The following is a 13,419-nucleotide window of genomic DNA, read 5'->3' as shown; positions in this document are numbered from 1 at the left end:
GCCAGACCGACTCCGGCGCCGGTCGAACCGCCAAGTTCTGCTTAAACCTTTTCAGATTTGCGCCGATGAAAGCCGCTCTAGACCTATCGAACGTCCATTTTCTCGTCGCTGACGACAGCCGCTTTATGAGACGCCTTGTTGTGTCGGTGCTCAAGGCCTTTGGTGTGCGGCATGTCGAGGAGGCGTCAACTGGGCAAGAGGCCTATGACGGCATCCAACTTGGCCACTATGACATTGTATTGCTCGATTGGGAGTTCCCCGATCGATCAGGCGAGTCCGTGATGCGGGCTATTCGCAAGCCGAACCATCCAGGCGCCTTTCAAACCGTCATTATGATGTCGGGTCATGATGAACAACGCCGGATCGAGCGCGCGTTGCGCTTTGGCGTCAACGGCTATGTGGCCAAGCCTGTCGCGCCCGCCACGCTGTACGCTCAAATCCGCCAGACGATATTGAACCCGCGGCCCTATTTGCGCACCGAACACTATTTTGGGCCGCAACATCCATTGATTACGGCTGCATTGCGAGAGCAGGAGCTAAAAGAGCAAGAAGCGCGTCGCGTGGCAAAACAGGCGGCGCCGGACACCAGCGAAGCGATCGATCTCGACGAGCTTGTCCTGTTCGAGTGATATCTCGGTTTTATGGTGATGGTCGGGGCGGCGGGATTCGAACCCACGACCTCTCGTCCCCCAGACGAACGCGCTACCAGGCTGCGCTACGCCCCGACGGACCGCAGATAGCCTGCCAGTGCTGTTGAGTGCAAGCGGCAATGCAGCCGATGAGGGAAATTCGTCCTAAGCTTCGGCCTGCCGCGATCGGCGGACGAAGGGGCCGGCAATGCTTGCCGCGATCACACCCCAAGACAGGCCAAGCAGCAGGAAAAAATGCCGCCAGCGATCAGTGTCGATGAAGGTTCCCATCAGCATAACACCGGTGAACAGCGCAAAAAGCGGAATGGCGACGGCGCGCAAGGGTGGATTGAACAGGATAACCCGCAGCAACTGAAACGCCGTGGTGAAGACGAGCGTGATGTAAGCAAAAAAGCCAAGCCAGCCATGGGTCATCAAGGCATTGAGGTACACATTGTGCGGGTCGATGCCGAACATCTCGCGGAACCCGAGCGCTCCAAGGCCAAGCGGATGATGAATGCTCAACTGAAATCCAAGGACATGGCGGCCGAAACGACCGAGTTCACCGCCATCATAGGTTTGGAGGAGGTTGGCTCGCTGAGTCAGCAAATCACCGATGGCGGGGATCGAAAAGGCAACCGCGATGCCAACCATCAAAAGACCAAGGCCCATCATGCTGAGCACCACGATGCGAAACCGCTCCGCTGAGTTTGGTGTCAGGATGAAGTGCAGCACGGTGATCACGGCAATCGAGTAGAGCGTGTAGCCCCAAGCACCGCGCGAAAACGACAGCAGGATCCCGACCGAACAAATGGCGATGACGACGATTGGGAAAAACCAACGCTTCATCGGTCGAGACAGGATCGTGTAGATCGCAAACACCACGGCACCAGCCAGGAAGGGCGCGAAGACATTGGGGTCTTCAAAACTGCCGCGCGCACGACCAAAGCGCGTGAAAAGCTCACCGGTTCCGGCGATCCCGAAATAGCCCATGATCCCAAGCAGAGCTGCCAAGATGGCGCCGCATTGCCAGGCGTTGCGGATAAGGGCCGTGCGCGAAAGCGTATCGCGTGCCGTGTAGCACGCAAAGAAGAGACTGGTCGCCGCCAAAAACGCTGTCACCAAAATCTGAAACCGCGCATCGCCAAGATTGGGGGCGATTGGTACGCTGGCGAAACCCCCGAGCACGTATAGGATCAGCAGCCCAAGCATCGGCAACACCGGACGTGGAAGGGTCATGCCGAAGAGAAACGATACACCGATCACGACCACGCCCAGCAGCTCATAGGGCGCCGGTTCACGCAGCACGAAAAACCCGGAAAACGCCAGCAACCAGACCCAGGCGTGACCGATCTGCACCAATGGGCGCGCCACAGGGGCCGAGTTCGTCGCTGCATGGGGCGCCCAGCCGGAGGGAGCTCTCAGGTCAGTGGGGGTGGTCGCACGGCTCAATAGGCGTTCTCTTTGTTGGTGAGAAGCGCCAGCGGCGTCATCGCGATGATCTGCAGGTCGAACAGGATCGACCAGTTTTCGATGTAGAATAGGTCGTGCTCGACGCGCCGCTCAATCTTTTCAAGCGTGTCCGTTTCGCCGCGCCAACCATTCACCTGTGCCCAACCGGTGATGCCGGGTTTCACTTTGTGGCGGGCAAAATAGCCATCGACCACATCATGGTAGAGCCCACCGGCAGCCTTTGCGGCCATCGCGTGGGGCCGTGGTCCGACAAGCGACAGGTCGCCCTTGAAGACAACGTTGAAGAGTTGCGGCAGTTCATCGATGCTGGTCGACCGGATGAACCGGCCAACGCGGGTCACGCGCGGATCATCTTTAGTGACCAGCTTATTGGCCTGCGCATCGCACATGTCGGTGTACATGGAGCGGAACTTGTAGACGCCGATCGGTTCGTTGTTGAACCCGAACCGCTTCTGTTTGAAGAAGACCGGCCCCTTGCTGTCGAGCTTCACCGCGATCGCCGTGGCGATCATTACGGGCGATAGGGCGACCAGCATCGCCAACCCGAGAACACGGTCAAGGACGGCCTTGGCGACATAGTCCCAATCGGCAAGCGGGCGATCAAAAACCGCCAAGAAAGGCACATTGCCGATGTAGTTGTAGGCGCGTGGGCGGAACCGAAGTTTGGCCGTGTGCGCGGATAGGCGCACATCGATCGGCAGGATCCAGAGCTTGCGCACCATGTCGAGGACGCGCTTTTCGGCTGTCATAGGCAAGGTTACAATGATCATGTCGAGCGAGGCCATGCGCGCGAACGCGACGGCATCATCAACGGAACCAAGTTTGGGTAGACCGGCGCAGCTCTGCTGGCTGCGATCATCGCCACGATCATCGAAAAAACCGATCAGGTTGAGATCGCTGTTGGCAGAGCTACGTAGCGCCTCCACCAGACGTTCAGCTTCTTTGCCGCCACCGACGAGCGCGACATTGCGTTGCAGGCGACCAGCGGCTGTCCAATGGCCGACAAGCGCCACCACAGCGCTGCGATAGAGCATCAGGACAATCAGGCCGACCGCAAACCATAGACCGACCCAAAACCGGCTCAAATCATCGCCAACGTTGGAAAAGAACGCAAACGCCAGCATCAGCGCGAACAGCAAGGTCCAGCCGCCAACGATCCGCAGTCCCTGATGCCCGATTGAGCGCATGCCATAGGGCGTGTAGAGCCCGAAAACCTGAAACACGGCGACCGCGACCGTCGGAATGCCGACAATCATGCTGGCATAGAGAACCGAAAAGCCAAACTGACTGCCAAGGTACCAGGCGTATAGCGCGAGCCCTGTGCCAGCGATGACAAGCCACTCAAAAAGCCGGACCAGGCCAGCCAAGATGACCGGCGACATGGCATGCGATTTCAACGTTCTTGCGGCGTCGATGGCGGCCTTGGAGAGCGGGCGAAGATCGTCGCTTCCGCCAATCAAGTTGGAAGTTGAGGCTGGGTCGATGTCGACGCTGGCGGCCTGGATGGCCTCGCGCGCAACAGTCCCTCGGTCGATCAACATGACGGCACCCTTGTCCGGTGGGCCGTGCGTCCGGCGATCAAACCTGCCACCGGCCCATTTTTGGCGCAGGATCATCGCCTGCCCCTTGTCGTTAGGGCCAGCTATACAGCGCCGATCTTTGCGCCCGTTTAAGGGAAGTGGTGAACAAGGCGTTGCCTGGAACGCAGGCAGAGCGTTAACGCGCGGCGGTTATGGCCCGGTAGCTCTCGGCAATCTGGTCGACCATCCTGTCGACATGGAAGTTTTCGGCTAGGTATGCGTAACGCCTGTCCAACGTGTCGATAGAAGCCTGTGATCTTGGTTTTAGGGTCTCGCGCATGGCGGCCGCCAAGGCATCCACATCGTCGGCCGGCACCAAAGCATCGCGCGTTGGCCCGAAGATTTCGCCGATCCCGCCAACATCGGTTGCAATGACCTGCTTACCGGCGGCAATGGATTCGATCACGATGTAAGGTAGCGATTCAGCGCGCGACGGAACGACAATGGTGTTGGTGGCGGCAAAGGCCTCGCGTACGGGGCGCCGGCCAACAAAGGTCACTTCGTCTTCCAGACCAAGCTTGCTCGCATAATCGCGATAGTCGTCCAACATCGGGCCATCGCCGAGCATGAGAACCCGCAAGGGCCGACCATCGGGATGATGGATCTGGCAAAGCGCTTCCAGAAGCACATCGACACCTTTGATGGCGCGCATCTCACCGACAAAGGCGAAATCATGCGTCGGTTCGTCCAGAGCTACCGGTCCACCGGCAAACTCACCGCTTCCCAGACCGTTGAACACGACCTTGTCGCGACCGCGCGTGTCGCCGATCTTTTCCTCAAACCCGTCGGCGCTGAACTGGCTCTCGAACAAAAATTGGTGGGTGAGGGGGATCAGACGCCGTTCGGCGGTGAGAAACACCTTTCCGCTCATCGTCTTCCAATCGTAGTGCAGCGACCCGCCATGGGGCGTGTAGACGGCGTGCGTGTCGGTCCGCCATGCCGATAGGCGCGCGTAAAGCCCGCCCTTGGCGCCGTGGCCATGCACGACATCTGGCTGCAACTCCTTGATCAATCTGCGAAACTGCATCGAGAGCTTTACGTCACCCCAGCCAGGCAGGCGCGGAATGTCGAGTGTATGGACACCCAATGCAAGACGCGGAGAAAACCGCTCCAAGGTCGAGCGCACATGATCGGAAGCACGCAGCGAATCCACAGCGATTCCAAGCTCAAAGCCACGCTCCAAAAGCCCATCGGTTAGATCAAGAATGTGACGCCAAAGGCCGCCGACCGGCGCGCGGGTGATCAGCAAGACCCGCAAGGGTTTGCCATCGTTTGCGCTCATCAGAACCAGCGTTCCCGCACCGTGATGACGTCGCCGGGGCGCAGGGCTTCATTGAGCCCGACACGGCCAACAACCACTTCACCGTTCATCACGCGCGAGATATCGACATTGGAGCGCACGGCCCGTGGCGAGAACCCACCGGCGATGGCGATTGCGCTGCGTACGGTCATGCCGGCGACATAAGGGAACTGCCCGGACGTGCCAACTTCACCGAGCACGAAGAACGGACGGTAGGCGGCCACTTCGACGCTGACGTCAGGATTGCGCAAAAAACCCTCGCGTAGGGCTTGGGTCACGCTAGCGTCTAGTTCATCGGCTGTCAGACCGCGCGCTGGAACGTCGCCAATCAGAGGCATGGAGATCATGCCTTCGACATCGATGGTGTAGGTGGACGAAAGGCTTGGCTGTTCGAAAACCGTAATCCGCAAGGCGTCGCCGGAATCCAAAGCGTAAGGCTCGACAAGCAGCGGATTGAAATCTGACGGCTGCGGCGCGGTGCTGGCGCATCCGGCCAGCAGGGCCAAGGACGCGACCAAGCCAAACAGGCGAAATTTCAGACCAGACACCATGACACATAACGCCTTACAAACCTTCACGGGGAAGCGCGTCGATCGGCCATTACAATGCCGTTGGGTGACCCGCTTCATCGCCGGTGAAAGTAACCGGACAAGGTTAATCAACCGTTGTGTCGCGTCAGACTTGGCGGCAGCAAGTCCCAGGAACCTTGCGGAAGGTGAGGCAAGCTCGAGTCACAATTAACCGCTTGCTTACCATAGTCGGTCACATTGCTGGCAATTGTTTAGTGTCGTTCCGGACCCGTGGAGTAAAGCGTTGGCGTCCTCTCAAGCGCAAGCACCCCAAGAAATCAATCTTGCCTACCTGCTGGCTCGCCTGTGGGCGGCCAAGTTCGGTGTGCTGTTTTTCGTCCTCGGGATTACTGGTCTGGTCTACTTCTACACCCAGACGACCTCACCCAAATACGAAGCCGAAGCACAGGTTCTGATCGAAGCGCAGGAAACTGCCTTCACGCGCCCCGAAGTTCAACAGGGTGACAGCGTTCCAAGCATTGATGATCGCGCTGTGACCAGCCAAGTGCAGGTGATGCGCTCGCGCGATGTGGCCGAACAGGTCATCGACCGGCTTGGCCTGCGTGATGATCCGCGTTTCGATTCTGCCCTGGATGGTATGTCACCGGTGCAGTCGGTCATGGTCCTTCTCGGGCTTTCCGAAGACCCGATGCTGCTGTCGGCCGAGGAGCGTGTCTACCAAGAGTTCGACAGCGGCCTAAGTGTCTTCAACATTCCAGAATCGCGCGTCATTGTGGTGCGTTACAAAAGCGGTGATCCCGAGCTTGCCGCGCAAATCGCCAACGCGGTTGTTGAAATCTATCAACAGACGCAGAGGACCACGCAGGCCGACAACACCCGTTCGGCCACATCGTTTCTTGAAACCGAGATTGCCGAGCTGCGGCAGCAGGTCGGCGAGGCTGAAGCGGCTGTCGCCCGTTTTCGCTCCGGTTCCGGCCTCTTTCTGGTCACCGACAACCTTACGCTCTCCACCCAGCAACTGTCGGAGCTCTCCAGCGAATTGACACGTGCGCGCGCCGAAGAATCCACTGCACGCTCGCGCGCCGAAGAAATTCGCGAGCTGATCGCCCAACAGGGCACACGCGTTGCTTTGCCTGACAGTTTTGCCACGCCGCTCACCCAGCGTTTGCAAGAGGAACAGGCCACTCTGCGAGCCAGGATTGCCGAGCTTTCTGCCACGCTGCTTCCGGCCCATCCACGGCTTCAGGAGCTCAACGCCCAACTCTCCGATCTTGGCGGCCAGATTCGCGCCGAAGCCGGGCGCATCGCACAGCGGTTTGACAATGAGGCGCGCGTCGCCTCGGCCCGCGCCGGGGCATTGCAAGATGAACTCGCCCGCTTGAGCGCCGAAGCCGCCCGCGTTGGCGAGGCTGAGGTTGAACTGCGCGCGCTGGAACGTGAAGCATCCGCCCAGCGTGATCTGCTGGCGAGCTATTTGGTGCGTTTCCGCGAGGCGGCGACGCGCGACGACGCCGCAAATCTGCCCACCAACGCACGGATCATTCAGACCGCCCAGGTCGAGCGTGACGCGATCTTCCCGCAAACAATGCCTATGATCATGATCGCGTTCGTCGGCAGTTTTGCCTTGGCCCTATTGAGCGTGACGAGCCATGCGATCCTAGCTGGTGCGGTGCGCGATGAAAGCATGGACGCGGTTGAGCCGCGTTTTGAGCCGCGCACAACGCCCGTCTCAGTACCATCAGCGCCATCGCCGGAAGAAGCCAATCCTGCGCCGAGCGGCCGTGATGCAATCGCCCGTTTGCAAACCCTGGCGGCTTCGACCGCAGCGACGACCACGGCGACTAGGGCAGCCACATCGGCGCAGACACCCACTGGTTCGGCTCCCGCGACGATGCCCAATACCGTCCGCACCTACAGCCTGACTGACGCGCAAGACTGCCGGATGCTGTTTGCCCATCTGCGCAAGAGCGGACCCCCTGGCGCTGGAACCCGGGTCACCGTGGGCGCAGCCGATGAGCACACGGTCGCGGGCGGCCTTGCCCTCCATCTTGCCCGTGCGCTGGCGGAAGCGGGCCGATCCGTCGTCATGATCGATTGCATCGGCGATCTCAGCGGCGCTGGGATCAGCGCGGACGGACCAGGATTCTATGAGTTGGTCACCGGAACCGCTGGGTTTGATTCCTCTCTCCACAAGGACCCTGACAGCGCGTTGCATTTCGTTCCGTCGGGTTTCACCCAGGCTGATCGGTCGATGATCGCCGATGATGCCGCCGATCTCGTGTTCTCAGCCTTGGCGGAAAACTATGACAGCGTGGTTGTGAATGCCGGAGCCGACCCGCAATTGCTTCTCGAATGCGCGAACATCAACGATGCCATGGTGCTTTGCGGCAACCCGGCTCGCGTGAATGTCTTGGCACAGACGCTGTCCTCAATCGTCTCGCGCGACCGCATCCTGTCAGTGCGCACCCAAACGGCCACCACCTTTCAAGCTGCCATCCCAGCCTAAACCGCAACCTTTCGGCAACCACGCGCCTTAAGTCGGTTCCAACGATTGCTGTGCGATGAAGGTGCGGACAAAAACGCTCGGACAGGAACGGCCCATGGCATCGACTCGCGTGACGCTCATGAAGAGCGCGCTGAAAACCATGCACGCGCTCAACATTCATTCAATGATGCGTCCTCTTTCGGAGGGCCTGGGCATGATTTTGACGCTGCACCGTGTTCGGCCCGCATCTGAACTCGATGCCGAGCTTGGCGCTTACCCAAATTTCAACCCCAATGGGCTCTTGGAAATCACGCCGGATTTCCTTGATGCGACATTGGAGGCGCTGAAGGCGCAAGGTCTGGCGATCATAAGCTTGGATGAAGCGGTTGAGGCCATCAAGAATCCTGCCGTTCGTTCCGGCCGGTTTGCCGTCTTCACCTTCGATGATGGCTATATCGACAATCGTGACCACGCTTTGCCCGTTCTGGAAGCCCATGAGGCACCGGCGATGCTTTACATGCCCTCGTCCTATCCGCAGGGAAAAGGCGAACTGTGGTGGGTGGCCTTGGAAGAGATGATCCGTGCGGCCGATACGTTGGTTAGGCCAGACCAGAGGTCTCAGGGCACGCAATCAGTTGCATCGGCTGACGAGAAGCTCGCCTTCTATTTGGATTTTTATTGGGCCCTGCGTGCCATGGGGCAGGATGAGCAGCGCGCGTGCGTTCGCCAGATGGCCGATGCGCAGAATTATAATCTCGACGCACTGTGCGGCCGTCTGATCCTCTCAACCCAGGAGCTGCAGGACCTCAGCGCCCATCCACTCATCACGATCGGCGCCCACACCGTGACCCATCGCGCCATTGCTCGCCTGTCGCCGGACGAGGCAATGCAAGAGATGGTGGACGGCGCTGACTGGCTGGAAGAAACGCTGGGGTCTCGGCCCAAGCACTTTGCCTTTCCTTATGGCGACCCGGGCTCGGCTGACACGCGTGACTATAAATTGGCCCGCCAGGCAGGCTTCACGACGGCTGTGACGACGCGCAAGGGCATGGTTTATGCCGATCACAGGGACCATCTTTTTGGCCTGCCGCGCGTGTCGCTGAATGGCGAGTATCAGAAGCAACGTTACATCGAACTGTTTGCGTCCGGTGCGCCGTTCCTGCTCGCCAATCGGTTCAAGAAAGTCGCTTAGCGCGCGCTAGGTCGTCGGTGCGTCTGGCTTCAGCATCCATTTTAGGATCAGCATCGCCGGGAAAGCCCAGGCGCATCCGGTCACGACATAATAGAGCATCGAGAACCATTGCGGCGCGTCTTCGAGCAGGCGCACGCCGAGCAGCATGATCATGAACGCGTAAATGATGATGAAGGCCAGCAGAACAAAGGTTCCTATCAGTTTGCGCGCGCGCATGGGAAGAGCCATTGGGCGATCTCGTTCTGTCGTTGATTGAGCCAGAGATAGGCAGATAGACGCTTTGCGCAAGCCAGAACCAGCGCGATGCGGCACCGGGCCGCAAAGGCTGGCACTAGGCAGCGAGACGTCGGAGCGCCATAACCGCGGCAATCAACATGTTTTGCGGAAAACGCCATGGCCGTCACAACCAACCCGTCGGACATCACATCGCTCGACGCCAGCATCGACACCTACCGGCCAGTTCGCGTCTGGCTTTGGTGTGTCGCAGCTTTGGTGTTTTTGATGGTCTTTGTCGGTGGCGCAACGCGGCTCACCGATTCAGGCCTTTCGATCACCGAGTGGCGTCCGATCACCGGCGCGATCCCGCCGTTGAGCGCAGAGGGTTGGGAAGCGGAGCTCGAAAAGTACCGCCAGATCCCCGAATACCAGCGCATCAACCGCGGCATGTCGATGGCGGAGTTTCAGTTCATCTATTGGTGGGAGTGGGGCCACCGGTTTTTGGGCCGCCTTGTCGGGCTTGCCTTTGTTGTCCCGTTGATCTGGTTCGCAGCGCGCAAAGCCCTGCCGCCGCAATCCATGCCCAAGCTCCTGGGGTTGCTGGCTCTTGGTGGCCTCCAAGGTTTTGTTGGCTGGTGGATGGTCGCTTCGGGCCTGACCGAGCGGGTCGATGTCAGCCAATATCGGTTAGCCGTGCATCTGACCATGGCGGCCATTATTCTGGCGTCCATCGCCTGGGTCGCGCAATCGATGAAACCCATTGAGCTTCACCTAGCAGATAGGCGAGGGCAGGCAGCGCCAGGTGCCGCCATGGCAGCCTTACTAGGTCTGTTTGTGTTGGTTCAGATCTTCCTTGGCGCGCTGGTCGCGGGCCTTGACGCCGGGCTCACTTACACGACCTGGCCGCTCATGGACGGTGACTTCATTCCGCCTGCTGCCAAGCTTTTCATCCAATCGCCATGGTATGTGAACTTCGGCGAGAACGTGCTCACCGTTCAATGGGTGCACCGCATGGGAGCTTATGCGCTGCTTGGTTTTGCAATCTTCCATGCCTGGCGCATGCGCCGCGTAGCGACCGATCGCAAGGATGCAAAAATGGCCTCAGCCCTGGTCATCGCGCTACTGCTTCAAGCGCTGATCGGCATCGTCACGCTGCTTACCCAGATCGAGATGGAATGGGCGCTGCTGCACCAGTTCTGGGCATTTGTGATCCTGGTCGTCACGGTTCTGCATCGGGCACGGCTGGTGGGTCATGGGCATCTGCCGACGAGCCAACCGGCATAAAAAAGCCAGCACACCCAGGGGCGTGCTGGCAGTTGGTCTTCAGGAATTGGTCTAGAAGGGCGCGGGCTTATGCGAGAGCCTGATCGAGGTCGGCGATGATGTCAGCAACATCCTCGATGCCAACCGAGATACGCACCGTGTCAGGCGCCGCGCCGGCTTCAGCCTTTTGCTCATCGGTAAGCTGACTGTGTGTCGTCGACGCCGGGTGGATGATCAGCGAGCGGGTGTCGCCAATGTTCGCCAGATGCGAGAACATTTTCACGCCCTCCACCAGCTTCACACCGGCCTCATGACCGCCCTTCAGGCCGAAGGTGAAGACCGCACCGGCGCCCTTGGGCGCGTATTTCTGGGCAAGCTTGTTGTATCTGTCACCCGGCAAACCGGCGTAAGACACCCACGCCACCTTGTCGTGGTTTTGCAGATGCTGCGCAACCGCCAGAGCATTGTCGCAGTGACGCTGCATGCGCAGGGGGAGGGTTTCAAGGCCGGTCTGGATGAGAAACGCGTTAAACGGAGAGATCGCTGGGCCGAGATCACGCAGGCCCAGCACACGGCAGGCGATAGCGAAGGAAATGCCGCCGAGCGCTTCGTGCAGTTTTACACCGTGATACTCGTCCAGAGCTTCGGAGAGTTTTGGATACTTATCAGACGCCGACCAATCGAAATTGCCGCCATCGACAATGATGCCGCCCATGGAGTTGCCATGGCCGCCAATGAACTTGGTCAGCGAATGGATGACGATGTTCGCGCCATGCTTGATCGGCTGCACCAAATATGGCGTTGCCATCGTGTTATCGACGATTAGCGGGATACCGGCTTTCTGCGCCACAGCGGCAATCGCTTCGATATCGGTCACCACACCACCCGGGTTGGCGATGGACTCGATGAAGATCGCCTTGGTTTTCGGCGTGATCGCTGCTTCGAACGACGAAACATCGTCTGGATCGGCCCAAACCACGTTCCAGCCAAAGCTTTTGAACGAGTGATTGAACTGGTTGATCGACCCGCCATAGAGCTTTTTGGCGGCAATGAACTCATCGCCCGGCTGCAACATAGTGTGGAATACCAGGAGCTGTGCTGAGTGGCCGGAGGCCACGGCCAGTGCTGCCGTACCGCCTTCCAAGGCAGCCACGCGCTGTTCCAGCACATCCTGCGTGGGGTTCATGATGCGGGTGTAGATGTTGCCGAACGCTTTGAGGCCAAACAGATTGGCTGCGTGTTCGGTGTCTTCAAACACAAAGCTGGTGGTCTGATAGATCGGCGTTGCCCGCGCGCCGGTGGTCGGGTCGGGCTGGGCGCCCGCATGGACGGCCAGCGTGTTGAAGCCTTGGGGTTTGTCGCTCATGATTGGTCCTCACCGGTTTAAGCCCACGCGAAAACGTAGGGGTCGTTCTGAATATCGAATGAGCGTTCTTTATATAGAACGACCTTGAAGGTCAATCCGGTTGGAAAAGCGCCAAATCATGTGGTAATAAAATACCGCATTTATAGTCCGTTGAAATCAATATGAAAATCGCGTCAATCGGTGCTTGACCGAACAAACTGACGCTCGTATAGAACCATCAACCTTGCAAGGGCGCTGGTCCTTCAAGGCACCGTATTTTCCAAAAACGGCCAAATTTTCTGACCAAGGGCGCTTTCACGCGCCAACAGTCGATGCTTTGCCCGTTTGAAGAGCAGGACCAAACCCATGAAGACCTATTCAGCGAAGCCCGCTGAGGTGGAGAAGAAGTGGATTATCATTGACGCCGAAGGCCTTGTGGTCGGGCGTCTGGCATCCCTTATCGCCACCCGCCTGCGCGGCAAGCACAAGCCAACCTTCACGCCGCACATTGACTGCGGCGACAATGTCATCGTGATCAATGCCGATAAGGTGATCTTCACCGGTCGCAAGCGCGAGAACAAAAAGTATTACTGGCACACCGGCTATCCGGGCGGCATCAAAGAGCGCACGGCCAAAGCGCTGCTCGAAGGTCGTTTCCCCGAGCGCGTGGTGGAAAAAGCCGTTGAACGCATGCTGCCGCGTGGTCCACTTGGCCGTCAGCAGCTCTCCAACATGCGCGTCTATGCTGGCGCCGAACACCCCCATGAAGCGCAACAGCCTGAAGTGCTCGACGTCAAAGCGCTGAACGCGAAAAACAGCCGGAGGGCTGCATAATGGCCGAACAAATCACCTCTCTTGAAGATCTTGGTGGCGCCATGGGTGTGGCTCCCGGTGAAGGCGACGCGCCTGTCACGGATGCTGCCCCTGTCCATGTCCAGAAGCTGGACGACCAGGGCCGCGCCTATGCCACCGGCAAGCGTAAAGACGCCATCGCCCGTGTTTGGGTGAAGCCTGGTTCCGGCCAGATCACTGTCAACGGCAAAGACTTTTCCGCCTATTTCGCACGTCCGGTGCTGCAGATGATCGTGCAGCAGCCGATCGTCGCAGCGGCCCGCGACGGTCAGTTCGACATTGTTGCAACCGTTAAGGGCGGTGGCTTGTCAGGTCAGGCCGGTGCTGTGCGCCACGGCGTTTCCAAAGCGCTCACCTATTACGAGCCGGATCTGCGCGGTGTTCTCAAAGCTGGTGGGTTCCTGACACGTGACAGCCGTGTTGTTGAGCGTAAGAAGTACGGTAAGGCCAAAGCCCGCCGTTCCTTCCAGTTCTCCAAGCGCTAACATCCAATCCAACCTGTTTGGGTTTTGGGGGCGGAGCGCAAAGCGCTTCGCCCTTTTTATTGTCTAAGG

12 protein-coding genes and 1 tRNA gene are annotated in these 13,419 nt (G+C 59.1%); 6 read left to right on the top strand and 7 right to left on the bottom strand.

Going from position 1 to position 13,419, the window contains the following annotated elements; translation table 11 throughout:
• Positions 1-65: 65 nt before the first annotated feature.
• Positions 66-629, top strand: a complete 564-nt coding sequence (locus JJ917_05545) for a response regulator (GenBank protein MBO6698277.1) — start codon at positions 66-68, stop codon at positions 627-629.
• Positions 630-648: 19 nt separating this feature from the next.
• Here the strand turns inward: JJ917_05545 and JJ917_05540 are convergent.
• The 5 genes from JJ917_05540 to JJ917_05520 all read right to left on the bottom strand — a co-directional run bounded on the left by JJ917_05540 (position 649) and on the right by JJ917_05520 (position 5,533).
• Positions 649-725, bottom strand: a tRNA-Pro gene (locus JJ917_05540).
• Between the two features lie 69 nt (positions 726-794).
• Positions 795-2,081 carry a hypothetical protein gene (locus JJ917_05535; protein ID MBO6698276.1) on the bottom strand — a complete coding sequence of 429 codons (1,287 nt, stop codon included), beginning with the start codon at positions 2,079-2,081 and terminating at the stop codon, positions 795-797.
• Positions 2,078-3,643 carry an undecaprenyl-phosphate glucose phosphotransferase gene (locus JJ917_05530; protein ID MBO6698275.1) on the bottom strand — a complete coding sequence of 522 codons (1,566 nt, stop codon included), beginning with the start codon at positions 3,641-3,643 and terminating at the stop codon, positions 2,078-2,080. Before JJ917_05530 ends, JJ917_05535 begins: the two co-directional genes overlap by 4 nt.
• Positions 3,644-3,818: 175 nt before the next feature.
• On the bottom strand, positions 3,819-4,964 hold the full coding sequence (locus JJ917_05525) for a glycosyltransferase (GenBank protein MBO6698274.1): 1,146 nt from the start codon (positions 4,962-4,964) through the stop codon (positions 3,819-3,821).
• Positions 4,964-5,533: a polysaccharide export protein gene (locus tag JJ917_05520; GenBank protein MBO6698273.1), complete on the bottom strand. Its 570-nt coding sequence runs from the start codon at positions 5,531-5,533 to the stop codon at positions 4,964-4,966. The genes JJ917_05525 and JJ917_05520 overlap by 1 nt, the downstream gene beginning before the upstream one ends.
• 262 nt (positions 5,534-5,795) lie before the next feature.
• On the opposite strand from JJ917_05520, the gene JJ917_05515 reads away from it, so the two are divergent.
• Together JJ917_05515 and JJ917_05510 are read left to right on the top strand one after the other, a co-directional pair.
• Complete coding sequence (locus JJ917_05515; GenBank protein MBO6698272.1) at positions 5,796-8,018, top strand: hypothetical protein; 2,223 nt, start codon at positions 5,796-5,798, stop codon at positions 8,016-8,018.
• Positions 8,019-8,112: 94 nt separating this feature from the next.
• The gene (locus JJ917_05510) at positions 8,113-9,189 is read left to right on the top strand and encodes a polysaccharide deacetylase family protein (protein MBO6698271.1); all 1,077 of its coding nucleotides are present in this window, start codon (positions 8,113-8,115) and stop codon (positions 9,187-9,189) included.
• A 6-nt stretch (positions 9,190-9,195) separates the two neighbouring features.
• Here JJ917_05510 and JJ917_05505 read toward each other — a convergent pair whose 3' ends face one another.
• Positions 9,196-9,417 (bottom strand): DUF2842 domain-containing protein, encoded by a 222-nt coding sequence (locus JJ917_05505; protein MBO6698270.1) that lies wholly within the window; start codon positions 9,415-9,417, stop codon positions 9,196-9,198.
• Positions 9,418-9,582: 165 nt separating this feature from the next.
• Here JJ917_05505 and JJ917_05500 point away from each other — a divergent pair, with 165 nt between their 5' ends.
• Positions 9,583-10,689, top strand: a complete 1,107-nt coding sequence (locus tag JJ917_05500; protein ID MBO6698269.1) for a COX15/CtaA family protein — start codon at positions 9,583-9,585, stop codon at positions 10,687-10,689.
• A 67-nt stretch (positions 10,690-10,756) separates the two neighbouring features.
• On the opposite strand, the gene JJ917_05495 is transcribed toward JJ917_05500, so the two are convergent.
• Positions 10,757-12,034 (bottom strand): O-acetylhomoserine aminocarboxypropyltransferase, encoded by a 1,278-nt coding sequence (locus tag JJ917_05495; GenBank protein MBO6698268.1) that lies wholly within the window; start codon positions 12,032-12,034, stop codon positions 10,757-10,759.
• A 345-nt stretch (positions 12,035-12,379) separates the two neighbouring features.
• Here JJ917_05495 and rplM point away from each other — a divergent pair, with 345 nt between their 5' ends.
• Both rplM and rpsI read left to right on the top strand, forming a co-directional pair.
• A complete protein-coding gene (gene rplM / locus JJ917_05490; GenBank protein ID MBO6698267.1) occupies positions 12,380-12,847 on the top strand; it encodes a 50S ribosomal protein L13 in 468 nt (155 codons plus the stop codon).
• A complete protein-coding gene (rpsI, locus tag JJ917_05485) occupies positions 12,847-13,350 on the top strand; it encodes a 30S ribosomal protein S9 (GenBank protein MBO6698266.1) in 504 nt (167 codons plus the stop codon). Before rplM ends, rpsI begins: the two co-directional genes overlap by 1 nt.
• The last annotated feature ends 69 nt before the right edge of the window (positions 13,351-13,419 follow it).

This window comes from Hyphomicrobiales bacterium (assembly GCA_017642935.1).
GTDB lineage: Bacteria > Pseudomonadota > Alphaproteobacteria > Rhizobiales > MH13 > MH13.
This window is presented reverse-complemented; position numbering and strand designations above follow the sequence as displayed.

What these genes read in the sequence shown, in the direction of transcription:
- JJ917_05545 (MBO6698277.1), top strand. Translation starts at nt 66, where the DNA reads ATGAAAGCCGCTCTAGACCTATCGAACGTCCATTTTCTCGTCGCTGAC.
- JJ917_05530 (MBO6698275.1), bottom strand. Translation starts at nt 3,643, where the DNA reads ATGTTGATCGACCGAGGGACTGTTGCGCGCGAGGCCATCCAGGCCGCC.
- JJ917_05525 (MBO6698274.1), bottom strand. Translation starts at nt 4,964, where the DNA reads ATGAGCGCAAACGATGGCAAACCCTTGCGGGTCTTGCTGATCACCCGC.
- JJ917_05520 (MBO6698273.1), bottom strand. Translation starts at nt 5,533, where the DNA reads ATGGTGTCTGGTCTGAAATTTCGCCTGTTTGGCTTGGTCGCGTCCTTG.
- JJ917_05510 (MBO6698271.1), top strand. Translation starts at nt 8,113, where the DNA reads ATGGCATCGACTCGCGTGACGCTCATGAAGAGCGCGCTGAAAACCATG.
- JJ917_05505 (MBO6698270.1), bottom strand. Translation starts at nt 9,417, where the DNA reads ATGGCTCTTCCCATGCGCGCGCGCAAACTGATAGGAACCTTTGTTCTG.
- JJ917_05500 (MBO6698269.1), top strand. Translation starts at nt 9,583, where the DNA reads ATGGCCGTCACAACCAACCCGTCGGACATCACATCGCTCGACGCCAGC.
- JJ917_05495 (MBO6698268.1), bottom strand. Translation starts at nt 12,034, where the DNA reads ATGAGCGACAAACCCCAAGGCTTCAACACGCTGGCCGTCCATGCGGGC.
- rplM (MBO6698267.1), top strand. Translation starts at nt 12,380, where the DNA reads ATGAAGACCTATTCAGCGAAGCCCGCTGAGGTGGAGAAGAAGTGGATT.
- rpsI (MBO6698266.1), top strand. Translation starts at nt 12,847, where the DNA reads ATGGCCGAACAAATCACCTCTCTTGAAGATCTTGGTGGCGCCATGGGT.